General features: G+C 50.4%; 19 protein-coding genes. 10 read left to right on the top strand and 9 right to left on the bottom strand.

Annotated elements, in window-relative coordinates; all coding sequences use genetic code 11:
- Positions 1-149 precede the first annotated feature (149 nt).
- Positions 150-2,015 carry a DUF885 domain-containing protein gene (locus AC07OI_RS06615; protein WP_495256642.1) on the bottom strand — a complete coding sequence of 622 codons (1,866 nt, stop codon included), beginning with the start codon at positions 2,013-2,015 and terminating at the stop codon, positions 150-152.
- 374 nt (positions 2,016-2,389) lie between these two features.
- Between AC07OI_RS06615 and AC07OI_RS06610 the strand changes: the two genes are divergently transcribed.
- Entirely contained in the window at positions 2,390-3,514 is a 1,125-nt protein-coding gene (locus AC07OI_RS06610; protein WP_492702612.1) for an SPM autocatalytic domain-containing protein, read from the top strand.
- A gap of 80 nt (positions 3,515-3,594) precedes the next feature.
- Here the strand turns inward: AC07OI_RS06610 and AC07OI_RS06605 are convergent, their stop codons facing one another.
- Positions 3,595-5,331 carry a methyl-accepting chemotaxis protein gene (locus AC07OI_RS06605; RefSeq protein WP_492702613.1) on the bottom strand — a complete coding sequence of 579 codons (1,737 nt, stop codon included), beginning with the start codon at positions 5,329-5,331 and terminating at the stop codon, positions 3,595-3,597.
- 187 nt (positions 5,332-5,518) lie between these two features.
- On the opposite strand from AC07OI_RS06605, the gene AC07OI_RS06600 reads away from it, so the two are divergent.
- Both AC07OI_RS06600 and AC07OI_RS06595 read left to right on the top strand, forming a co-directional pair.
- Positions 5,519-6,505, top strand: a complete 987-nt coding sequence (locus tag AC07OI_RS06600; protein WP_495256641.1) for a fumarylacetoacetate hydrolase family protein — start codon at positions 5,519-5,521, stop codon at positions 6,503-6,505.
- Positions 6,506-6,582: 77 nt separating this feature from the next.
- Complete coding sequence (locus tag AC07OI_RS06595; RefSeq protein WP_492702615.1) at positions 6,583-7,749, top strand: ABC transporter substrate-binding protein; 1,167 nt, start codon at positions 6,583-6,585, stop codon at positions 7,747-7,749.
- A gap of 58 nt (positions 7,750-7,807) precedes the next feature.
- Here AC07OI_RS06595 and AC07OI_RS06590 read toward each other — a convergent pair whose 3' ends face one another.
- Positions 7,808-10,024 (bottom strand): patatin-like phospholipase family protein, encoded by a 2,217-nt coding sequence (locus AC07OI_RS06590; protein WP_495256640.1) that lies wholly within the window; start codon positions 10,022-10,024, stop codon positions 7,808-7,810.
- 171 nt (positions 10,025-10,195) lie between these two features.
- Here AC07OI_RS06590 and AC07OI_RS06585 point away from each other — a divergent pair, with 171 nt between their 5' ends.
- From AC07OI_RS06585 to AC07OI_RS06570, 4 genes are all read left to right on the top strand, one after another.
- The gene (locus AC07OI_RS06585) at positions 10,196-11,137 is read left to right on the top strand and encodes a CysB family HTH-type transcriptional regulator (RefSeq protein WP_492702617.1); all 942 of its coding nucleotides are present in this window, start codon (positions 10,196-10,198) and stop codon (positions 11,135-11,137) included.
- Complete coding sequence (locus tag AC07OI_RS06580; protein WP_495256639.1) at positions 11,134-11,937, top strand: HAD family hydrolase; 804 nt, start codon at positions 11,134-11,136, stop codon at positions 11,935-11,937. Before AC07OI_RS06585 ends, AC07OI_RS06580 begins: the two co-directional genes overlap by 4 nt.
- Complete coding sequence (locus AC07OI_RS06575) at positions 11,930-12,583, top strand: class I SAM-dependent methyltransferase (protein WP_492702619.1); 654 nt, start codon at positions 11,930-11,932, stop codon at positions 12,581-12,583. Before AC07OI_RS06580 ends, AC07OI_RS06575 begins: the two co-directional genes overlap by 8 nt.
- 87 nt (positions 12,584-12,670) lie before the next feature.
- Positions 12,671-12,967, top strand: coding sequence for an SCP2 sterol-binding domain-containing protein (locus tag AC07OI_RS06570; RefSeq protein ID WP_492702620.1), 297 nt, complete (start codon positions 12,671-12,673; stop codon positions 12,965-12,967).
- Positions 12,968-13,073: 106 nt separating this feature from the next.
- Here AC07OI_RS06570 and AC07OI_RS06565 read toward each other — a convergent pair whose 3' ends face one another.
- On the bottom strand, positions 13,074-13,412 hold the full coding sequence (locus tag AC07OI_RS06565) for a hypothetical protein (protein WP_492702621.1): 339 nt from the start codon (positions 13,410-13,412) through the stop codon (positions 13,074-13,076).
- Between the two features lie 150 nt (positions 13,413-13,562).
- Here AC07OI_RS06565 and AC07OI_RS06560 point away from each other — a divergent pair, with 150 nt between their 5' ends.
- A complete protein-coding gene (locus AC07OI_RS06560; RefSeq protein WP_495256767.1) occupies positions 13,563-13,829 on the top strand; it encodes a 2Fe-2S iron-sulfur cluster-binding protein in 267 nt (88 codons plus the stop codon).
- Between the two features lie 18 nt (positions 13,830-13,847).
- Here the strand turns inward: AC07OI_RS06560 and AC07OI_RS06555 are convergent, their stop codons facing one another.
- The 5 genes from AC07OI_RS06555 to AC07OI_RS06535 all read right to left on the bottom strand — a co-directional run bounded on the left by AC07OI_RS06555 (position 13,848) and on the right by AC07OI_RS06535 (position 20,222).
- A complete protein-coding gene (locus AC07OI_RS06555; protein WP_495256638.1) occupies positions 13,848-14,840 on the bottom strand; it encodes a CapA family protein in 993 nt (330 codons plus the stop codon).
- The gene (locus tag AC07OI_RS06550) at positions 14,837-15,136 is read right to left on the bottom strand and encodes a hypothetical protein (protein ID WP_495256637.1); all 300 of its coding nucleotides are present in this window, start codon (positions 15,134-15,136) and stop codon (positions 14,837-14,839) included. Before AC07OI_RS06550 ends, AC07OI_RS06555 begins: the two co-directional genes overlap by 4 nt.
- 174 nt (positions 15,137-15,310) lie before the next feature.
- Entirely contained in the window at positions 15,311-16,705 is a 1,395-nt protein-coding gene (locus AC07OI_RS06545) for an MBL fold metallo-hydrolase RNA specificity domain-containing protein (RefSeq protein ID WP_495256766.1), read from the bottom strand.
- A gap of 152 nt (positions 16,706-16,857) precedes the next feature.
- Positions 16,858-18,990 (bottom strand): 3-hydroxyacyl-CoA dehydrogenase NAD-binding domain-containing protein, encoded by a 2,133-nt coding sequence (locus tag AC07OI_RS06540; protein WP_495256636.1) that lies wholly within the window; start codon positions 18,988-18,990, stop codon positions 16,858-16,860.
- A gap of 29 nt (positions 18,991-19,019) precedes the next feature.
- The gene (locus AC07OI_RS06535; RefSeq protein ID WP_495256635.1) at positions 19,020-20,222 is read right to left on the bottom strand and encodes an acetyl-CoA C-acetyltransferase; all 1,203 of its coding nucleotides are present in this window, start codon (positions 20,220-20,222) and stop codon (positions 19,020-19,022) included.
- 144 nt (positions 20,223-20,366) lie between these two features.
- On the opposite strand from AC07OI_RS06535, the gene AC07OI_RS06530 reads away from it, so the two are divergent.
- Both AC07OI_RS06530 and AC07OI_RS06525 read left to right on the top strand, forming a co-directional pair.
- On the top strand, positions 20,367-20,846 hold the full coding sequence (locus AC07OI_RS06530; RefSeq protein ID WP_423003099.1) for a thioesterase family protein: 480 nt from the start codon (positions 20,367-20,369) through the stop codon (positions 20,844-20,846).
- A 59-nt stretch (positions 20,847-20,905) separates the two neighbouring features.
- The gene (locus tag AC07OI_RS06525) at positions 20,906-21,691 is read left to right on the top strand and encodes an enoyl-CoA hydratase/isomerase family protein (RefSeq protein ID WP_492702628.1); all 786 of its coding nucleotides are present in this window, start codon (positions 20,906-20,908) and stop codon (positions 21,689-21,691) included.
- The last annotated feature ends 2 nt before the right edge of the window (positions 21,692-21,693 follow it).

Here is a 21,693-nt window from a genome sequence, read left to right as displayed (position 1 = left end):
CGGTCAACACTGCACTTGTTTGTTGATTAACAAATTCAGCGTGGCGTCACATTCATTGATAATGTTTGCAGAATGAAGTCATGAGATTTCATTCTGCTTCAGATAGTGATGCAGGTCAATCAAGCGATGGAAAATAAATCCAAACTCGCTCAATTTGTCTTTTGACTGTCTATCCACTTGTTCACTTTGGCTTCCAATAAGGCCAGCGGCAGGGTGCCATCGCTGAGTATCACGTCATGGAATTGGCGCAAATCAAAGCGCTTGCCCAAAGCTGCGCTGGCTTTTTGCCTGAGTTCGACGATTTTCAGTGAACCTATCTTGTAGCCCAGAGCCTGACCCGGCCAGGCCATATAGCGCTCGGTTGCCTGACGTGAGGCGGCTTCGCTATAACCCAGCGTGGATTGCTGGTATTGGATGGCCTGTTCACGCGTCCAGCCCTTGGAATGCAAACCGGTGTCCACCACGAGCCGGGTGGCACGCAAGAGTTCATCCGTCAGATGGCCAAGGTAGGCGCTGGGGTCGTTTTCAAACAAACCCATTTCTTTGCCCAGGGTTTCTGCATACAGGGCCCAGCCTTCGGTATAGGCATTATTACCACCGAACTTGCGGAATTTTGGGATGTCGAGTTCCTGTGATGTTGCTAAATGGAAATGATGACCCGGCTGCCCTTCATGCAGGTACAGGGTTTTCATGCCAGTGGTACTGTAGTCTGCAGGATTATTAATGACAGCCCAGAATACGCCCGGACGCGAGCCATCAAAGGCAGGCTGGGTGTAATGGTCAGATGCTGTCTGCTTGCTGATTTCCGGTTCGGCGCGAATGTCGAGCGCCGCTTTTGGCATCTTGTTAAACAGTTCTGGCAATTTGGCCTTGACCATTTTTTCTATCTGCCGGTAACCATCCAATACTTCTGCCTCAGTCTTGTAGGGACGATACTGGTTTTGCGTATCTATCCAGGCAGGCAAGCCCACCGGATCACCGGTGTAGCCCAGTTTTGGACCCAGGGCGACAAATTCATTTTGTATGCGTGCCACTTCTTTCAAACCTATGGCATGTATGGTTTCCGGTTCGAGATTGGTCGTGGTCTGGTCGCGTACCAGTGCTCGATACCATGTGTCGCCACCCGGCAAGGCACCAAAACCACTGCTGCTGCGACTGGCAGCCAGATAATCTTGCGACAGGAATTGATTAAACTGGCGCAATGCAGGCAAGACTTTAGTTGTCAGCGCCTGTTTGTATGCCTTGCTCAGGCGTTGCTTATCTGCCTCACTGAAATTGTCTGGAAAATTCTTGACTGGCGCAAAGTAGGCATGATCCTCCACCTTATCGGTCACCAGTTGCGCAAACTGGGGCAGGGTAGAATTGACCAGTGCCTTTGGCAAGACGATGCCGCGCTTCATACCTTCCCGCATATTGTCTGTGGCCTGGTTCATCCATACCGGTAATTGCGCCAGGCGGCGTAAGAAGACTTCGTATTGCTTGACGGTCTTCAAGGGTTGTGCGCTTTGTCCAGACGCAAAATGGGCCAGGGTGACAGGCAGATTGTCCATTTGATTGACTGGTAACAGGTGACCATCAAATTTGGCCATTTCCAGGTTGGACTTGAGTTCATAGTCCAGGCAGTCGTAGGTGACAGCATCGGCCGCTGATAATTGCTCGTGTTTGATGCGCGCCAGTTTGCTGGCAATATCCATCCACATGGCGAGTTGTTTTGCCCTGACCGATGCAGACAGCGTCAAGGGCAGTTTGTCGTCATAACGGGTGTCACCGTTATAAGTGGCGCCTATGGGGTCAAAAGCGGTTTGTTTTTCATAATATTCGTCAGCCAGCTTATTTAGTTGCTGGCTCAGGTGCCGGCTTAATTGCGTATTTTGCGTAATTTCTTGCTGCCCGGATTGCGCAGCTGCAGCATGCTTATTTGTCGTCCTGGCATTGTCATTTGCGGCCATGACGCTGGTGCAACTGATCAAACCTGCAGAAATAAGAACACTTGATAATAAGCGCAACTTAAGCATAAGAGTTTCCTAAAGAATATTGAAATAAAATAGTTTGCAAGCATACCACTGTGCGGGCACAAGTTTGCTATGACCTTAGTGTGCGTATGGCAGTTCCCATGAGCGGAATCTTCTTTAAATAAAAAACGGTTTATCTGGCATTTTTTCATAAAGCTTTTTGAACTTTGACCGTTATCTGTTTAGATCACGCATATTCCATTTGATGATTCACCAATTCCGAAGTGCGTGCGGATGGAACTGATATCGGGCTGGCAAGCCATGCGTGGTCGCGTCCTTTTTTGTATGCGAGGGACAGACTATTGCATAAAAAATGGTCACGCCCTCGATATGCGTTCCAGGTTTTTCTCATTGACAGCTCAAGGCTGGAGCGCATCATGAAAATTGCTTCCTCGGATATTTCCCTTTCTTCACAACACGCTGCCACCACGACTCTGGAAACGCAGGAGAAGTTACGAGCATGGATAGGTAAGGAGCGCCCCGATTTTGAAGGCAGGAACGCTAATGGCCCGGCGAATTTGAGGAATGCATCCAGCAATGTACAAATCTCTGATGCCGGCAAGGCTGCACAGTTTGCGCCACCTGCGCCGCCAGCAATTCCGACGAGCTCTGCTGCACCAACCGATGCAGTTCAACAAGCCACAGATGAAGCCGAAAATGACCCGCGTATACGCCTGATCAGATACATCATAGAGCTCATGACCGGCAAGAAAATCAATTCCCTGAGTAGCGCTGATGTGCAGCCAGATACCACCGCACCGGCAACACAAGCAGCCGCTCAGCCTGCCCAGCCACCGGCAGAAGGCACAGCACAAAATCCGCAGCCAGCACAGAAAGGTTGGGGCGTAGAGATAGACAGACATCAATCCTACACAGAGACGGAGCAGACTTCTTTTCATGCCACAGGAAAAATCGTCACTGCAGATAATAAGGAAATCAGTTTTGATCTGTCGTTTGAATTAAGCCGTAGCTATCACGAAGAAAGCAATACCAATATCCGTCTTGGTGACGCTAAAAAAGTTGATCCCCTGGTTATTAATTTCTCTGGCAATTCTGCGCAATTGACCTCGCAAAAATTTGCCTTTGATCTGAATGGCGATGGCAAGAAAGAAAATATCTCTTTCGTTCAGGGCGCTGGCTTTTTGGCACTGGATAAAAACAATGATGGCAAGATCAATAATGGCAGTGAACTATTTGGCCCCGGTACCGGGAATGGCTTTTCTGAACTGGCCGCTTATGACAGTGATGGCAATCACTGGATAGATGAAAGCGATGCAATCTACCAGAAATTGAAAGTGTGGACCAAGGATGGTGCCGGTCATGATCAATTGCAGACCCTGAAGCAGGCCAATGTCGGTGCACTATATCTCGGTAATGCCAGCACTGACTTCGATTTAAAAAATGCACAAAATCAGTCTAATGGACAGATTCGATCTTCTGGTATCTGGTTGAGCGAAGATGGCAAGGCACATAGCTTGCAGCAAGTGGATCTGTCGGTGTAAATATGCTCTGACAGGACAAGTAAAAACAGCTCCGCGGGTTCAACTCCGGAGCTGTTTTTGCGTAGGCGATTAAATACCGTTTAAAACTCTTCCCAATCATCATTGGTAGCTGCAGTTGGCTTTTCCATGCTGGATGTTTTTTTGGCAGGTTTTTCTGCTTCTTTTGTTGGCGCCTTGCTGATTTTTAAAGGAGCTACTGCGGTTTTATGCGGTGATTTTCCACTCACCTTGCTTGCCTTGCTGACGGTGGGAGCGGGTGATTTTTTTGCCACGGCATCGAGCTTGAATACACTCACCGCCTGTGCCAGTGCGCCAGCCTGCTCCTGCATACTCTCGGCGGCAGCTGCTGCCTGTTCAACCAGGGCAGAGTTTTGCTGCGTCATTTCATCCATTTGGGTAATGGCGAGATTGACTTGTTCTATCCCGGCGCTTTGTTCCTGGCTGGCAGCAGTGATTTCACTCATGATGTCGGCCACATGTTTGATGGAAGTGACAATCTCATCCATGGTCAGGCCAGCTTCATCAACCAGTTTATTACCCAGATTAACTTTTTCTACCGAGTCGTCGATCAGGGTCTTGATTTCCTTGGCGGCGCTGGCGCTACGCTGTGCCAGGTTCCTGACTTCGGCGGCCACCACGGCAAAACCTCGGCCCTGTTCACCAGCGCGGGCGGCTTCTACTGCTGCATTCAATGCCAGGATATTGGTCTGGAAGGCAATGCCATCAATAACACCGATGATGTCAACAATCTTGCCCGAACTATCCTTGATAGACCCCATCGTATTGACGACCTGGCCAACGATTTGCCCGCCCTTGGTAGCAACCTCGGTAGCAGAGATTGCAAGCTGATTGGCCTGGCGTGCATTGTCGGCGTTTTGTTTGACGGTGGAAGTGAGTTCTTCCATCGACGAAGCGGTTTCTTCCAGCGAGCTGGCCTGTGATTCTGTCCTGTTGGACAAATCGGCATTGCCGGAGGCGATCTCGCCAGAAGCCGTGGAGATCATTTCGGTACTGCTATGCACCTGGGTGATGGTCATGACCAGACTGTTATTCATATCTGCGAGGGCGCTCAGCAATTGCCCGGTTTCATCACGTGAGCGTACTTCTATGCGGCCGGTCAGATCGCCATTGGCCACCTTGGTGGCGACTTTGACGGCTTCATCCAGCGGGTTGGTAATCGAGCGTGAAATCCATGCAGCAAAGGCCGCACTGATGAGGAAGGCAATAATGCCCAGTATGATCATCAGGTTGCGAGAAAACATGATGATGCCTTTGATTGCTTCACCATTGGCACTCATGTCTTCTTTTTGTATTGCACTCAGTTTATCTATGTCGATCAGGGATTGTTTCAATGCAGGGAAGGTGGATTTCCCCATCATGGCGATGGCTTCATCTTTTTGATCCAGCTCGATCAGGTCACCGGTCTTGCTGAAAGCAGCCACAAAAGCTGCATTGGAAGCGACCAGTTTTTCAACCGCTTCTTTTTCTTTCGGTGCCAGGGCCAGTTTTCTTGAGATGTCAAGCAGGGCGTTTATTTTTTTCTTGTTTGCATCAATGGCAGCATACTGACTTGTCCGGGCTTTCTGATCTGGTGTAATAAATAACTCCAGCGTGCGACTGCCATTTTCCTGTATCAGGGCTGACATTTCCAGGGCACTGGTCACGCCTACCGCATCATCTTCGAGAATTTCTCTATTCCGGTCAGCGATTTCATTCAACCTTACCACGCTGATGACTACCATGAGCAACATGGTGAGCAAGGTCAGGCCGAAACCAAAGCTGAGACGTACCCTGATTTTAAAGTTACTGAAGTTCATGGTGATGATTCCTGTACAGATCAGTTTTTAGGGAGACAGGCAACAGCGAATTTAGGTTTTAGCATACCTAAAATTGCGCCGTTCTGCTAAGTAAATTGCTTGTTAGTCGTCGCGGTTGTCAGTTTCCTGACAAATTAGACAGACCCTTCAGGTAAAATCGGAGAAAACATGATCAAATTGAGGAATTATGAAGCTTGCAACATTGAAAGATGGTTCCAGGGATGGGCAATTGCTGGTGGTTGCCCGTGATTTAAAGACGGCAGCCATTGCGGATGGCATCGCCCCGACTTTGCAGCGTGCTCTGGATGACTGGAATTTTATCCAGCCCCAGCTTGAAGAATTATATAACCGCCTGAATTCTGGCCGGGCAGCCTACAGTTTTGAGTTTGAGCCAAAAAACTGCATGGCACCCTTGCCGCGTGCTTATCAGTGGGCTGATGGTTCATCCTACGTCAATCACGTAGAACTCGTGCGCAAAGCCAGAAATGCCGAGATGCCAGAAAGCTTCTGGCATGACCCCCTGATGTATCAGGGCGGCAGTGATGATTTTATCGGCCCTTGCGATGACATCGTCATGACTTCAGAAGAATGGGGTATAGATTTTGAAAGTGAAATTGCAGTTGTTACAGGTGATGTGCCCATGGGCGTCAAGGTACAGCATGCGGGTGAGCACATACGCTTGCTGATGCTGGTGAACGACGTGTCTCTGCGCAACCTGATACCGGCTGAGCTGGCAAAAGGTTTTGGTTTCTTCCAGTCCAAACCGGCATCCAGCTTTTCACCAGTTGCAGTGACGCCAGACGAGCTGAGTGAAGCATGGAAAGACGGCAAAGTCAATCTGGCTCTGCGCTCCAGCATGAATAGCATGCTGGTCGGCCAGCCAAATGCCGGCGTGGATATGGTATTTTCTTTCCCACAACTGATCACGCATTTGTGCAAGACCAGAAATGCCAGGGCAGGCACCATTATCGGTTCTGGTACGGTGTCGAACAAGGATGCCAGCAAGGGTTATAGCTGCATCGCAGAAAAACGCGCGCTGGAAATGATTGCCGTGGGAGAGCCTGTGACGCCGTACATGAAATTCGGTGACAGCATCAAGATAGAGATGCTGGATAAAAACGGCAAATCCATTTTTGGAGCGATTGATCAAAGCGTAGTTGAGTCACATCTTTAATTGCTTGAGTTGGTTTATGACGGTTTGTGGCGGTTTGCAAATTGCGCATCCCGCCCATAATTTTTTGGAGTCATCGCATGTCTTTGATCTTTTCTTATTCCCTGCGTGGTGCTGTCATCGCGGCCCTGAGTCTGGGCAGTGTGATAGCGCAGGCACAAATCAGGGTGGGCATCAATCTGTCCACTACTGGGCCGGCAGCGGCTATCGGTGCTTCTTCCAAAAATGCCATCATGCTCTGGCCTAAAGAAATTGGTGGCAAAAAAATTGAGTACATCATGCTGGATGACGCCAGCGACCCCGGCAATGCAGTCAAGAATGCGCGCAAGCTCATCACCGAAGAAAAGGTCGATATCATCGTCGGCCCGAATACCACACCCAGTGCATTGGCAATGCTGGAAACCGTGGCAGAAAACGAAACACCCATGATCACCCTGGCAGCATCGGCCAGCATTGTTGAACCCATGGATGTCAAACGTGCCTGGGCTTTCAAGATGCCACAAAATGATACCCATATGACGACGATCCTGACTCAGCATATGGCTGATAATGGTGTCAAGACGGTGGCCTTCATCGGTTTTGCCGATGCTTATGGGGAAGGCTGGTGGCGTGAGTTTTCCAAACTGGCTGAACTGCGGCATATCAAGATCGTCGCCAATGAGCGTTTTGCCCGCACCGATACCAGCGTCACGGGCCAGGTCTTGAAAATGATGGCAGCAAAGCCAGATGCAGTGCTGATTGCCGGTTCTGGTACGCCAGCGGTCTTGCCGCAAAAGACCCTGATAGAGCGTGGTTACAAGTCGCAGATTTACCAGACCCATGGCATCGCCAGCCAGGAATTTTTGAAGCTGGGTGGCAAGGATGTTGAGGGGACTTTATTCCCTACTGGTCCAGCAGTAGTAGCACTGCAACTGCCTGAAAAGCATGCAGTAAAAAAAATCTCCACAGAGTTTGTGCGCAAGTATGAAGCAGTCTATGGTGCTGGCACAACGACGCAATTTGCCGGTGATGCCTGGGGCGCGTACATGTTGCTGGCGAATGCAATTCCGGTTGCCTTGAAAACCGCACAGCCAGGTAGCAAGGCTTTCAGACAGGCTTTGCGCACTGCTTTGGAAAACACCAAAGACCTGGTCGTGCCTCAGGGTGTCATCAATATGAGTGCAAGCGACCATGTAGGCCTGGACCAGCGTTCACGTGTCATGGGCAAGATACAGGGCGGAAAATTTGTGTATGCCTATGGCGGTTAAAATCCAGTTGTGAATACTTGGAAGCGCGCTCAATTGATAGAAAATTGAGCGCGTTTTTTTATTGCCTCCCCAACTGGAAAAAGACATTTTTTGCCCCACTTTGCCCTACTGCAAAGCCCAGGTAAATAGGGCCGATAAAACTATTAAAACCTGCAAACAGGCTGGCACTCTTGCGCAGTGATTTGAACGAAATATCTTCACCCCTGTTCCAGACATTACCCGCTTCCAGCGAAGTACCAAGGAACAGGCTTTGTCCTGCCAGATCAAACTTTACTGCACGCAGCAGATATGTAACGCTGCCATAGACCATGAAGTCGCCGGTGAACTGATCTGGCTGGTAGGCTGATAATTGCTGGAAGCCACCCAGGGTAGAACCTATCCCGCGTACATCCGTGCCTTTCTGGAACAGGCCAGCCGCGTTCAATTTAAGGTTGATACTATGGTTATTGATGCTATTGGCCCAGGTAGTATTGATGGCCACTTCCTGGAAATTTTTACGGGTATCACTGGTGCCCAGAAAAGCGCTGGCATCCACCTTGTAACCATAGCGGGGGAAGCTGGCATCACTGAGCTGGTCTATGACGACAGCCGACTTCAGGCCAAATTGTTGTAAATCAGCGCTGGGCAGGGATTCAACTTTCACGCTGCCATCTTCGTTTAACAGCAGATAGCCACCGATTTTAGGGCGCACGCGGTAATGGTTGAAATTCAAACCCAGTTTGGCTTCACCGAGTATGCTTTGTTCCCCTATGCGAAAACCGAGGTCCAGGCCCAGTTTGTCACTGCGGAAGTTGTATTCTGCAATACGGGTATTGCCGCTATATAAGTTCCTGGTGTTCTGGCCTATTTCTGCAAACGGTGCCAGGTACATGCCTTCACGTTCAAACACAGGCTGGCGTAATTCGGTGTGATATTTAATGCTGTTACCAAATTCAAGATCATTACGCCATTCGAGGCCGCCATCAGTAAGCCATGGCCGACGGTGGCCAACCTGCAGCTTGAAGCCGCCAGCACCTTCAAAGCCGCTGGACAAGGCCAGGCCAAAGCGCAGGAAGTGCGGACCCCAGTTGCGGCCATAGGCATTCACCCGTATGCCGTATTCACCATCGCGCTCGATCAGTTCATGGTTGACGCTGTCAAACTCGCGGGCATTATTCAGTATGGTCAGTTTGCGATTGATGTCTTCCGCCTTGTATTCTGTGCCTGTCCGTATGTTCAATTGGCGGCGTATATCACTCTCGGGTACTGCACCATTGGTGGTGATATCGACAAACTGGATTTTGATTGGCGGTAATTGTGGGTTCAAACGTATCTCATGTCTGACTGCATACATTTCTGGTGGCAGACTTAAGGTAAGCAGCTTGGCATCCAGTTCATGAGTCGCTTTTTCACCTATCTTGACGGCTTCTTTTGATCTGGCAAAATCCATGAATGTGATGTTGCCAAGACCTGGTTCTATCAAGATATCATTGGGGCCGAGCAGGGCTTTTTGTGCCTCTACATTTTGCTCGGTCAGAATGTTGACCATTTGCTGGCTGACATTGAACAGGGTGAGCAACTGGTCGCGCGGCATCAGTGGCGTACCTATGTTGACGGCGATCACGACGTCTGCACCCATTTGCCTGGCGATATCGACGGGCAGGTTCCTGACCAGGCCACCGTCGGACAATAACTTGCCATCTATTTCTATAGGGGCGAATACGCCGGGGGCTGCCATGCTGGCCCGTATGGCCTTATGCAAGGGGCCTTTGGTAAAGATCACCATCTTGCCAGTTTCCATATCTGTTGCCAGCGTGCGGAAAGGGATGGGCAAACGATCAAAATCAATGTCAGGCTGTAGATGGGCAGTCCAGTTTTGCAAGATTTCCAGAAACTGGCTGGCTTGCACTACGCCCGCGGGCAGGCGCACGCCATTCGCGCTCAGGCCCAGTGTGGCACCGAGAGGGTATTGTTCATCTTCCTCCCTGACGCTTTGCGGCAGATAACGTCTTTCTACTCTGTCTAACGCGATATCGTTGAGCTTCAAAGCATCAAGACGGGTTTCAATTTCACTGGCAGAAAAACCGGCTGCATACAAACCACCAACCACTGCGCCCATACTGGTGCCAGCGATGCAATCTATAGGGATATGCAATTCTTCCAGTACCTTGAGTACGCCCACATGGGCAAAGCCACGCGCACCGCCACCAGACAATGCCAGGCAAATTTTGGGTTTCTTGAGCTGCGGCCCCTGGACGGTAATACTTTCTGCAGATGCAAGAGATGATGTTATCAAACAAGTGAAAAGACTGAAAACTACCAGTAATAATGATTTGTGCATGTTGTAATTGGTGGAAACATGGAATTCTTGGCTCAGGGTCTATATACTAGCGCATGCATATCAAACGATGCTAACCTAGGTCTAATTGCATAAGAGATTATCCTCGCCTTTACAAAAAAACTACCCATGAACCTACATCAATTGCGCTTTGTACGCGAAGCTGTAAGACAGAATTTTAATCTGACTGAGGCTGCCAAGGCCTTATTTACATCGCAACCCGGTGTTTCCAAGGCAATTATTGAACTTGAAGAGGAGTTGGGCGTCGATATTTTCACCCGTCATGGTAAACGCATACGTGGCCTTACTGAACCGGGCAGGGCGGTGTTGAAGTCGGTTGAGCTGATTATGCAAGAAATTGACGGGCTTAAGCGCATAGGCAAGGAATTCGCGGCGCAAGACAGCGGCAGCTTTACCATTGCCACTACCCATACTCAGGCACGCTATGCCTTGCCCAAGGTGGTGCAGGCCTTCATGCAAAAATACCCCAAGGTCAGATTGTCCTTGTTGCAAGGCAATCCAAAGCAAATTGCCGAAATGGTCATGCGTGACCAGGCTGATATTGCGATTGCGACTGAGGCCATCGCCGGATTTGATGGTTTGATTTCCTTACCATGTTACCAATGGGAGCATGTCGTTGTCGTGCCGATTGAACATCCCTTATTGAAATTGAAGAACGTCAGTCTCGAAGAAATTGCCAATTATTCATTGATTACCTATGATGCTGCCTTTGCCGGACGCAGCAAAATAGACCACGCCTTCCAGATTCGTAATTTAAAGCCGGATATCTTGCTCGAAGCCATCGATGCAGACGTCATCAAGACCTATGTAGAGCTGGGTATGGGGGTAGGTATTATCGCTGGCATGGCCTTTGATGCTGAGCGTGACAAGAATTTACGCGCCATACCTGTGGGCCAATTATTTGGCATGAATGTTTCACGGGTAGCGATCAAGCAGGGCGCTTATCTGCGCAGCTATATTTATACCTTTATAGAGTTACTGAATCCTACCCTGAACCGTAAAATGATAGACAATGTCATGCAGGGGAATAAGGATACCTACGATTTATGAGCATGCAGGCATTGAGTAGCTGGCCTGCTGAACAACGCAGAGAGGTGCGTGGCATATTGACGGATATTGATGATACTTTCAGTAGCCATGGCAAGCTGACAGTGGCCGCGCTGGCTGCACTTGACCGTTCGAAAATCGCAGGCCTGCGGCGTATAGCTGTGACTGGGCGGCCAACTTACTGGACTTTGCCTTTGTTAAGGCTATGTGATTTTGATGCCATCATTGCTGAGAACGGCGCGAGTGCTTTCTGGATAGATGGGGAGGGCAGGCAGCAGGCCATGTACTATGCTGACGCCCAAACCCGTGCGCAACACAGGCAGCGTCTGCTGGACTTTGCAGACATCATGCGCAGGCATTTTCCGAATGTATTACCCGCTGCTGATGCCGCACAACGCATAGGTGACCTGGCGTTTGATATAGCGGAAAATATTCCTGCGATACCGCTAACGCAATTGAATGAAGTCGTGGCCCTGATACGTGAACATGGTTTGCATGCGACCACCAGCAGCATCCATGCCCATGCCTCAGTTGCACCTTTCAGCAAGCAAAGCATGAGCCAGCGGGTGTTGCACGAAGTATTTGGCATCTGCGATGAAGTCGCAAAGACGACTTATGTATTTATTGGTGATTCTGCCAATGATTCCAGCATGTTTGCCCATTACCCGCTTTCAGTTGGGGTGGCAAATATCTACAAATATCTGGACAGATTTGAGGCCCACCCGGCCTATGTCTGCCAGGCCAAATACGGTGAGGGATTTGTAGAGCTGGTTGATTTTCTGTTGAAAGATAAAAATGAGTGAAAATAAAATGCGCGAATACTATGCGCAACGTGCACAGACCCTGGAAAAGGTTTACCAAAAACCTGAGCGCCAGCAAGATTTGCGTGAAATCCAGGGCAAAGTACTGGACGTATTAAAAGACCAGCGTGTGCTGGAAGTTGCTTGCGGCACAGCTTACTGGACTGAGCGTTTTGCGCCTGTGGCAGCGAGCGTTGTGGCAACTGACTATTGCCAGCCCATGCTGGATGTAGCGCAGGCAAAGACTTATCCTGAAGGTAAAGTGCAATTTGCTCTGGCCGACTTGCATGACTTGCCAGCAGCAACGGCAGGTCAGTACACGGCTTGCTTTGCCGGGTTTTTCTGGTCGCATGTCATGCGTGATGATCAGACCAGTCTGCTGGGTCATCTCAGTAAGGTGACAGGTAAAGGCACTACGCTGGTTCTGATCGACAATAATTATGTCGAAGGCAGCAGTACGGTCATCGCCCGCACTGACCTCGAAGGCAACACCTTCCAGTTGCGCAAACAGGAAGATGGCAGCAGGGTAGAGATACTGAAAAACTTCCCTACCGATAGTGCATTACGCAAGAAATTTGGCCCTGTCGTGCGCGATATCCGTATTTTCAGGAATACTTACTACTGGATGCTGACTTGCGTATTGAAGTAGGCCTTTGATGAAATGAGTTCTAGTATTGTCCCTCGAAAGCCTGCCGTGATACATTGCAAGTCGTTTAAATTTTTTCTGGAGTAATTCATGGATCTGCAAGCTTGCACAGAAGCGATACGCGCTAAAGTTGGTGATGATAGTGGTTTGAATGCCACCCTGAAATTTGATTGCGGTGATGAAGGCGTGGTATTTGTTGATGCGCTGGCGACGCCAAATACAGTCAGCAATGAAAATAATGAAGCTGGCTGCACGATCACCATTTCCCTGGAAAACCTGGCAGCTTTGCTGACAGGCCAATTGAATCCCATGAATGGCTTCATGATGGGTAAACTGAAAGTTTCTGGCGACATGAGTGTTGCCATGCGCTTGCAGACTGTGGTGTAAGTCTGGCCTGACAGACAAGCTTAATAAAGCGGCATTTCCTTTAGCGATGGCGAGGAAATGCCGTTTTCATTTTGGATTTGCTATTTGCTTTCCTCAAGGTATTTCCTTAAACCAGTGACATCGCACTCAAAGCCAATGCCGAAGTGCCGTCTGGGTACAGGGCATCATAGCAGCGTGTGCAACTGCTACAAAACAGGTGTGAACGCTTGACGAATTTATAGCGCAGTATCAGTTGCAGCTGTACGCCGCTGCAATGGGGGCAATGCTCACGCATATTACCTGCCGAGGGCGCATCCTCGGATTGAAAACCTTCTTCTAACATTACTCCTTCTATGACGTCGCGGGGATCAAGCTGCATCAGGATAAAATCTGGTGCGCGGGCATTACGCCTTTCTGAATAACCATCTTGCTGTTGGGAAAGTAGATGTGCACTGGCTGTCATCATGTTTAGCTCCTGGAATGACTTCTGCCGCTGCTGACAGTCAACAGGAGGGCAGACTTTCAATCTAGTAAAATTCAGGCATGAAGACAAGGACGATAGCGAGAAAAAATGAATTCGCAGAATACATTAGCCAATAAGATATGGACCTTGACTGTGCAACCCGAGGGCTGGGCCTGCGAAACTGTGGACGAACTCAGTTTGCTGGAGGCTGCCTTGCTGGAAGGTATACGCATCCCCAATTCATGCCGTAACGGTACCTGCCGCACTTGCATGTGCCAGATGCTGTCAGGAGAAATTAACTACCAGATAGACTGGCCCGGCCTGAGCCTGGAAGAAAAGCAGGAGGGCTGGATACTGCCCTGTGTCGCCCAGGCCTGCTCGGACGTGGTGCTGGATGTGCCAGCGGCAGTCAAAGTGTAGAGGCTGTCAGCACCATTATTATTCAGCATTACTGCATTGCCTGAGCTGCCCATCCAGGCGGCTCCAGCATGCGGTGCTGGCTTCAGGCACAGGGTGAGGCACGCCATCATTATCTATCCTGGCCAAACGGGTATTCCAGGCCTTCACGCCTTTCTTATCCAGTTGTAGCCTTATGACCCAGCCACGGGTTTGCGGTTCATTGTCGAGTTCATCCATGACAAAATTGCCCAGGCTATAAATGACAGGTTTTCCCTTGTAATGTTCTACATCCTGTATCACATGGGGATGACCGCCTATGATGGCATCGGCACCTGCATCTATCATTACCTTCGCTAACTGACGCTGCCTGTCGACGGCAAGTTTGTCATTTTCCCAGCCCCAATGCATGAAGGGTATCACCAGGTCTGCGTGATATTGCTGACGTGCGGTTCGTATATCGAGTACTACCTGTTCATCTTCACTCCAGGCGACACCGGCGGCTTGTGCTTCCGCTTCAAAGCTGCGTGGCATGTATTCGTTATAGCCCAGCAGGGCAATGCGCAAACCTTTCTTTTCGATGATCAGTGGTGTATGCGCTTCACGCAAATTATTACCACCGCCAAAGCGCTTGATTTGTTGCTGGTCGAGTAAACCCAGCATCTCCTGGAAAGCTGCACGGCCAAAATCACCGGAATGATTATTTGCAATCGACACTGCATCTACATGCTGCTTCAGGGTAGCGAGGGTACGGGGATGTGCGCGGAAGGTAAAATTCTTGTCGGCTGCATCGCCTGTCGTGGCCACTACACATTCCAGATTGACGACGCGGATGTCGGCATTCTTGAATAATGTGGCAAAGGCAAAGAACGGGTCTTTGCCATCAGCGATCATCTTGCCTGGTTTGCCATCAAGGACGACATCACCGGCAAACAATATGCTGACACTGTCGTCTTGGGCATGGGCTGTTTGTGCGAGCGTACCAGTCAGCGTGAGAGCCGCAAGCAGATGACTTAAACGTTTGAGATTTTTCATTGCTGTACCTCCTGCAAAGTGCAGCGGTACTGCAGTTCACGCTCTACATCACCAGCATAGATCGAATTTTGCGGCGTCAGAGGGCTCTCTTTGCTGGTGACTTTGAAGGGCGGGCGGTAAGTCGCCTGATGGACAGGGACATCGCTGCGACGAGTCTGGAAATAAGCGTACAGCTTGATGTAGTCTATTTGCTGTGCCTTGCCAACCATGACCGCCTTGAATGTAAAACGCTCGCCTATATCGGTGGTCTTTACATCATACGGGTCCGGGACGATCTGGCTCTCTATGGTCTGCATGCTGCCAGCATAGCTGACATAGCAGCGCAATAAAGGTTTGGCCTGACTACTTGTACTGAGGAAGCACGCCGTAAAAAAAACGCTGCCTGCTAGTAAAGATACTCGATACCTGTTCTTGGTCCCTGCAAGTGCCTGCATAGATTCACCGATGTTCGTTTATACGAACAGCGATTATCACAGTATTTGTGGATGCAGGGAAGTCAGAGTTTTGCCTTCTATCCTGTAGCAGGATAAATGTTCAGGAACTTCGCAGCGCCAACCCAGTTTCCGCTCTATTTGCTGGCGCAGATGGTCGGCCGCTGCTGGCTCACCATGAGTGATGAAACTGCGCAAAGGTGCTTGCTTCAGGTGTTTCAGCCATCCCAGCACTTCTTCATAGTCAGCATGGGCGGATAAGCCGTCAATCATGACAACCTTGGCGCGCACCTTGATATCCTGGCCGTGGATACGCACCGTGTTTGCGCCATTGATCAATTTCTCTCCTCGTGTGCCACCAGCCTGATGACCGCAAAAAACGATAGTATTCCTGTCATCAGGGGCCATATATTTCATGTGATGCAGCACTCGGCCACCTGTGGCCATGCCGCTGGCAGAGATGATGACTTTTGGCCAGCGTTCATTGTTCAGGCGCTGGGATTCTTCTGGCGTCCTGACATAGGTGGTCATGGCTGCAATGCCAGCGATATCTTCGGGTGAGAGTTTTAGTGAATCTGCGTAGTGGCTATAGATGCTGGTCGCACTTTCAGACATGGGGCTGTCCAGATAAATGGGAAAATCGTGTATCTGCTTATTCTTGCGCAACTGGTATAACAGATACAGCAATGTTTGTGCACGCCCAACAGCAAACGAGGGTATCAGCACCGAGCCACCACGTTGTACGGTGCTATTGATGATATCGCGCAAATCGTTTTCGGGAACACTGTTACTATGCAGTCGATCACCGTAGGTTGATTCTACGATGAGGTAGTCAGTTCTTTCCAGGAATTCTGGAGCCTTCATGATGTAATCGCGAGGCCGCCCTACATCGCCAGAAAATAACAGGCTGGTCTGTTCCATTTTTAAAGAAATGCTGCAAGAGCCCAGGATGTGCCCGTTCGGTATCCATTGTGCGTGCACATCATCGGTTATCATGATGATGGCATGCTCGTCAATGTAATGGAAATGCTTGAGTGCCTTGGCAACATCATGGCTGTCATACAAGGGCAAGGCCTGCTCATGTTTGGACAGGTGGTGACGGTTCAGGTAGGCTGCCTCTTCTTCAAACAAATGGGCGGAGTCACGCAATAATAATTTACACAGCGCGAATGTGGCCTTGCTACAGTAAATCTTGCCTTTGAACCCCAGTTTGACCATCAATGGAATATATCCAGAGTGATCAAGATGGGCATGGGTCAGTAAGATCGCATCGACTTTCGATGGATCAAAAGGTGGATCTTCCCAGTTACGCAAACGCAGTTGCTTGTAACCCTGGAACAGGCCGCAATCCACCATGATGTGGCTGTGGTCCGACACCAGCAGATAACGTGAGCCTGTCACGGTGCCAGCGGCACCCAAGAAATGCAGTTTGATCAAAATACATCTCCAGTCGGGGGATAGTGTTTTCTTGCTCTGTTGTCAGGCAAGTTCAAAGAACACAAACACTATTGAACACGTACAGGCATATTCAAGTCAATGACCTGTTGACTCCAGGCAAGCCTTAGTTTTACTTTGTTTGTGCTAACTCAATCATGGGCGCCGGTTTGGATCAGTTTCAGATAATTTTCCGGCAGGGCGAAGCGTTCTCCATAGAGTGTCCGCAATTCTGCTGCGCGTCTGGCAAATGCCTGTGAGCCCACAGAATGCACATATTGCACTGCACCACCCGTCCATGCCGGGAAACCTATGCCAAAAATTGATCCTATATTGGCATCGCGGGTCGATTCCAGTACACCTTCATCCAGACAGCGCAGGGTTTCTATCGCCTGCATGTATAAAAACCTGTCTTGCAGGTCGGCATAGGGCAGGCTGTATCCGGCCTTACCAAACAATGTACTTAGTTCAGGCCACAGATATTTCTTGCCACCGTCTGTGGGATACTCATAAAAACCTGCGCCAGCAGCCTTGCCAGCGCGCTGATGTTGATCAAGCATGACATTGATGATGGCGGCAGATGCGGGTGCCTGCCAGCTTTTACCTTCGGTTTCGAGATCCGCCTTGGTTTGCGCGGTGACATGGCGGGACAGGCTCAGCGACACCTCATCCTGAACGGCCAGCGGGCCAACCGGCATGCCGACGGAGAGGGCTGCATTTTCTATGAGTGCTGCTGGCAAGCCTTCTGCCAGCATGCTCAAGCCCTCGTTGACAAAACTGGCAAATACCCGGCTGGTGAAAAAGCCGCGCGAGTCATTGACGACGATGGGCGTCTTGCCTATCTGCAGTACATAGTCGTATGCACGGGCGATTGTTGCTTCACTGGTTTGCTTACCCTTGATGATTTCCACCAACTGCATTTTCTCGACGGGCGAAAAGAAGTGTATACCTATGAAGCGTTCTGGATTGCTGACTGCTTTTGCCAGTCCGCTGATTGGCAGGGTGGAGGTATTGCTGGCCATGATGCCATCGGCTGCCAGCATGCTTTCTGCTTCTCTGGTGACAGTCGCTTTGAGTTCGCGGTTTTCAAATACGGCTTCGATGATGAGATCACATCCTGAAAAATCACTGGCGCTTGCAGTAGGCTGTATCAGTTCCAACTGGTTCGCTGCCTTTTCTGCAGATAAGCGACCTTGCCCTACTTTTTTGTGCAGGCCGTTAGCAATATTGGTTTTGCCCTGCTCGGCTTTTTCCAGCGTCGGCTCTTTCAATACCGTATGTATGCCACGCGCTGCACTGACAGCCGCTATGCCAGCGCCCATCATGCCTGCACCTATCACACCGAGCTTGCTGACTTTGGATTTTGCGATGTCTCGCGGGCGGCTTTTGCCTGTGCTGATTTCCTGCATCTGGAAGAACAGGGTACCTATCATGTTCTTGGCAACCTGGCCCGTGGCGAGATGGGTGAAGTAGCGGCCTTCAATCTTCAAGGCATTGTCGAAATCAACTTGCGCACCTTCTACCATGGCTGCCAGTATGGCTTCAGGCGCTGGATAATTGCCGCGGGTTTTTTCACGCAACATGGCCGGTGCCACCATGATCATTGGCAGCAGCTTGGCAGAGTTGGCTGCTCCGCCGGGCAGTTTATAGGCTGCATCATCCCAAGGCTGTTGTGCCTGTGGATTGGCCAGTATCCAGGCGCGCGCCTGCTGCAACATGTCTTCATTGCTGCTGGCGATGGCATGTACCAAGCCAGCCTTGACAGCTGCTGCTGGAGAGACCTGCTTGCCTTCCAGCAGATAAGGCATGGCTTCCTGCAAGCCCAGCAGGCGTACTGTACGCACCACGCCGCCAGCGCCCGGTAATAATCCCAACGTCACTTCAGGGAAGCCGATTTTTGCTTTGGCATTATCCAGGGCTATGCGGCAATGGCAGGTCAGCGCCAGCTCAAGTCCACCGCCAAGGGCGCTGCCATTGATGGCGGCAACAACGGGCTTACCGAGTTTTTCGAGTCTGCGCAGCACTGCCTTGTTTTTCTCCACCATCTCCAGGCAGGATTTGGCATCTTGTATGCTGATGAGTTCTCGCAAGTCACCACCGGCAAAAAAACTGTCCTTGCCGGATGTCAGGATGACGCCGCTGAGTTGCTCTTTTTCTTCTTCTAGCCGACCGACGGCAGATGCCAGTGCATCACGAAATGCCGCATTCATGGTGTTCACCGACAAGCCTGGCATGTCGATGTTGAGAGTGACTATCTGATGTTCGTCTTTGCTGTAATTGATCATGATGTTTGCTTTCCCGCTACATTTCTGGTTTAAACGCGCTCTATGATGGTGGCGATGCCCATGCCGCCACCCACACACAGGGTGATGAGGCCGCGCTTTAACTGACGCGCTTCCAGCTCATCAATCAGATTACCCAGCAACATGCAGCCGGTTGCCCCCAGCGGGTGGCCGAGGGCAATCGAGCCGCCATTCACATTGACTTTTTCTTCCGGTACTTTGAGGTCTTTCATGAACTTCATGACGACCGCTGAAAAGGCTTCATTGACTTCAAATAAATCGATATCTTCCACACGCAAGCCAGCTTTATTTAATGCTTTCAGAGTGGCGGGACCAGGACCTGTCAGCATGATGGTCGGATCGGTTCCTGTCACGGCAGACGCAACGATGCGGGCACGCGGATTCAGGCCCAGGCGTTTGCCCATGGCTTCGGTACCTATCAGGGCGAGGGCAGCACCATCGACGATGCCGGACGAGTTACCAGCAGTATGCACATGGTTGATACGCTCAATGTGCGGGTACTTGCGTATCGCGACGCTATCAAAACCCATTTTGCCCGGCATTTCAAATGAAGCCTTGAGAGAAGCCAATGCTGCCATGCTGGATTGTGGTTTGATGAATTCATCTTCTGCCAGTATTACCAGGCCATTCATGTCTCGCACCGGGCGCAGGGACTTGAAGCGGCCAGCTGCCCGTGCCGCCGTGGCTTTTTCTTGCGAACGCAGGGCAAAGGCATCGACATCTTCGCGGCTGAAACCTTCCAGCGTTGCAATCAGGTCCGCGCCTATGCCTTGCGGTAAAAAGTCAGTCTGCATGCTGGTTTGCGGGTCGGCTGCCCAGGCGCCACCATCCGAACCCATAGTTACGCGCGACATCGATTCAACACCGCCAGCGACTACCAGGTCTTCCCAGCCTGAGCGTACTTTTTGCGCAGCCAGGTTGACTGCCTCCAGACCAGATGCGCAAAAACGGTTCAGTTGCACGCCTGCCACTTGCCAATCCCAGTCTGCTGCCAGGGCTGCTGTCTTGGCAATGTCTGCGCCCTGGTCGCCAATGGGGGTGACGCAGCCAAGGACTACATCATCAATCAGCGCGGTATCAAGCGACAGACGCTGTTGCATATCCTGCATCAGACCGGACAATAAAGAGATGGGTTTGACACTATGCAGTGAACCATCTTTCTTACCCTTGCCACGCGGCGTGCGCGGCGCATCAAAAAGATAGGCTTCGGTCATTTGATTCTCCTGTTTGCTGGTCTGTATGTGAGGGGATGGATCGCTTTATTGATGCTCAAGTGTATGATGATACAATTAATAAAGCAAATGCTTGATTAAATACTGTGTGGCTGATTTGACCACAGAATATGAGGAAAACACGCAATGACACAAAACATCATTAACAATCCAGAATTTCAAGGCATGCTCAAAATGGTGATAGAGGAAAAAATCCCGTTTTGTCATCTACTGGGTATGAAGCTCGATAGTTTTGACCCGGACGCACCGCGCCTCAGCATAGGCATGCGCGATGAGTTATTGGGTAACTTTGCCCAGGGCATGCTGCATGGTGGTGTGATTGCTTCTGTACTCGATAGCGTGGCGGGTTTTGCCATCTTGCTCAAAATGGCGCAGCAAAGCCCGCAAGATGACGTCATTTCGCAGATCAAGGAATTTGGCAAGATGAGTACCATAGACTTGCGCATCGATTATCTGCAGCCAGGTCGGGGCAAGCACTTTGTTGCGACTGCTGAAGTCACCCGGCTGGGCAAGCGTGTCGCCAATGTCCTGATGGACCTGCGTAATGAAAAAGGTGACAGAATTGCGACAGGCGCAGCCGCATTCATGCTGCATGGCCGCGCCTGATTGCCTTTCTGCCCACTTGTACTAGGATATAGATACAAACTACAACAAGGGGGAGCAGCATGAGCATACGTCTGGAAAAAGCCAATGGACTGGCCACCATCATCTTTGATAATCCAAACTGCATGAATGTCATGGGAGCGGCAGAGATACGCTCCCTGAACCAGTTGACCGAGTTGTTGGCAGAAGACCATAGCATACGCGTCGTCATTATCCGTGCCGAGGGCAAGGTATTTGGCGCGGGAGGTGACATCGCCAGCTTCAAGCCAGGTGACCCGGCATCCCCCGAAGCCATACGTGAAATTGGCGCAGAGCTGAACCAGGCAATATTGCGCCTGCATAAACTTCCTGCCATCGTGATTGCCTCTGTCCACGGTGCGGTAGCTGGTGGCAGCATGGGGACCATGAATGCGGCTGATCTGGTAGTCGCAGCCAAGGGCACCCGCTTTAACATGGCTTATGCCAAGATAGGTGCGAGCCCTGATGTCGGTAATACCTGGTTCCTGCCGCGCCTGGTTGGCAACCGCAAGGCACTGGAATGGTTATTGTTTTCGGAAAATTTTGATGCCGATGAAGCCCTGGCTTTTGGCTTGATTAATCTGGTTGTACCACCAGAGCAATTGAAAGATGTAACCGAGAAGCTGGCCCTGAGACTACTGCGCGGCCCACAAGAAACTTATGCCAGAATGAAGCGTCTTGTATATCAGTCAGATGCAACTTCGCTCGAACAGCAGGTTAGCGATGAAATCGAGGCTTTTGCTTCTGTCACGATGACGCCGGACTTTGCCGAAGGGGTATCTGCTTTCCTGGATAAGCGGACCGCTCATTTTGGCTGCAAGCTGAATTAGCC

This window comes from Undibacterium sp. GW821-FHT07F11 (assembly GCF_059418665.1).
The sequence above is the reverse complement of the archived record's forward strand: the minus strand, read 5'-3'. Positions and strand labels throughout refer to the sequence as shown.

Coding starts and splice junctions, on each gene's coding strand:
- AC07OI_RS06550 (WP_495256637.1), bottom strand. CDS start 15,136: ATGCAGACCATAGAGAGCCAGATCGTCCCGGACCCGTATGATGTAAAG.
- AC07OI_RS06600 (WP_495256641.1), top strand. CDS start 5,519: ATGAAGCTTGCAACATTGAAAGATGGTTCCAGGGATGGGCAATTGCTG.
- AC07OI_RS06525 (WP_492702628.1), top strand. CDS start 20,906: ATGAGCATACGTCTGGAAAAAGCCAATGGACTGGCCACCATCATCTTT.
- AC07OI_RS06555 (WP_495256638.1), bottom strand. CDS start 14,840: ATGAAAAATCTCAAACGTTTAAGTCATCTGCTTGCGGCTCTCACGCTG.
- AC07OI_RS06575 (WP_492702619.1), top strand. CDS start 11,930: ATGAGTGAAAATAAAATGCGCGAATACTATGCGCAACGTGCACAGACC.
- AC07OI_RS06615 (WP_495256642.1), bottom strand. CDS start 2,015: ATGCTTAAGTTGCGCTTATTATCAAGTGTTCTTATTTCTGCAGGTTTG.
- AC07OI_RS06530 (WP_423003099.1), top strand. CDS start 20,367: ATGACACAAAACATCATTAACAATCCAGAATTTCAAGGCATGCTCAAA.
- AC07OI_RS06535 (WP_495256635.1), bottom strand. CDS start 20,222: ATGACCGAAGCCTATCTTTTTGATGCGCCGCGCACGCCGCGTGGCAAG.
- AC07OI_RS06610 (WP_492702612.1), top strand. CDS start 2,390: ATGAAAATTGCTTCCTCGGATATTTCCCTTTCTTCACAACACGCTGCC.
- AC07OI_RS06570 (WP_492702620.1), top strand. CDS start 12,671: ATGGATCTGCAAGCTTGCACAGAAGCGATACGCGCTAAAGTTGGTGAT.
- AC07OI_RS06580 (WP_495256639.1), top strand. CDS start 11,134: ATGAGCATGCAGGCATTGAGTAGCTGGCCTGCTGAACAACGCAGAGAG.
- AC07OI_RS06540 (WP_495256636.1), bottom strand. CDS start 18,990: ATGATCAATTACAGCAAAGACGAACATCAGATAGTCACTCTCAACATC.
- AC07OI_RS06605 (WP_492702613.1), bottom strand. CDS start 5,331: ATGAACTTCAGTAACTTTAAAATCAGGGTACGTCTCAGCTTTGGTTTC.
- AC07OI_RS06595 (WP_492702615.1), top strand. CDS start 6,583: ATGTCTTTGATCTTTTCTTATTCCCTGCGTGGTGCTGTCATCGCGGCC.
- AC07OI_RS06585 (WP_492702617.1), top strand. CDS start 10,196: ATGAACCTACATCAATTGCGCTTTGTACGCGAAGCTGTAAGACAGAAT.
- AC07OI_RS06565 (WP_492702621.1), bottom strand. CDS start 13,412: ATGATGACAGCCAGTGCACATCTACTTTCCCAACAGCAAGATGGTTAT.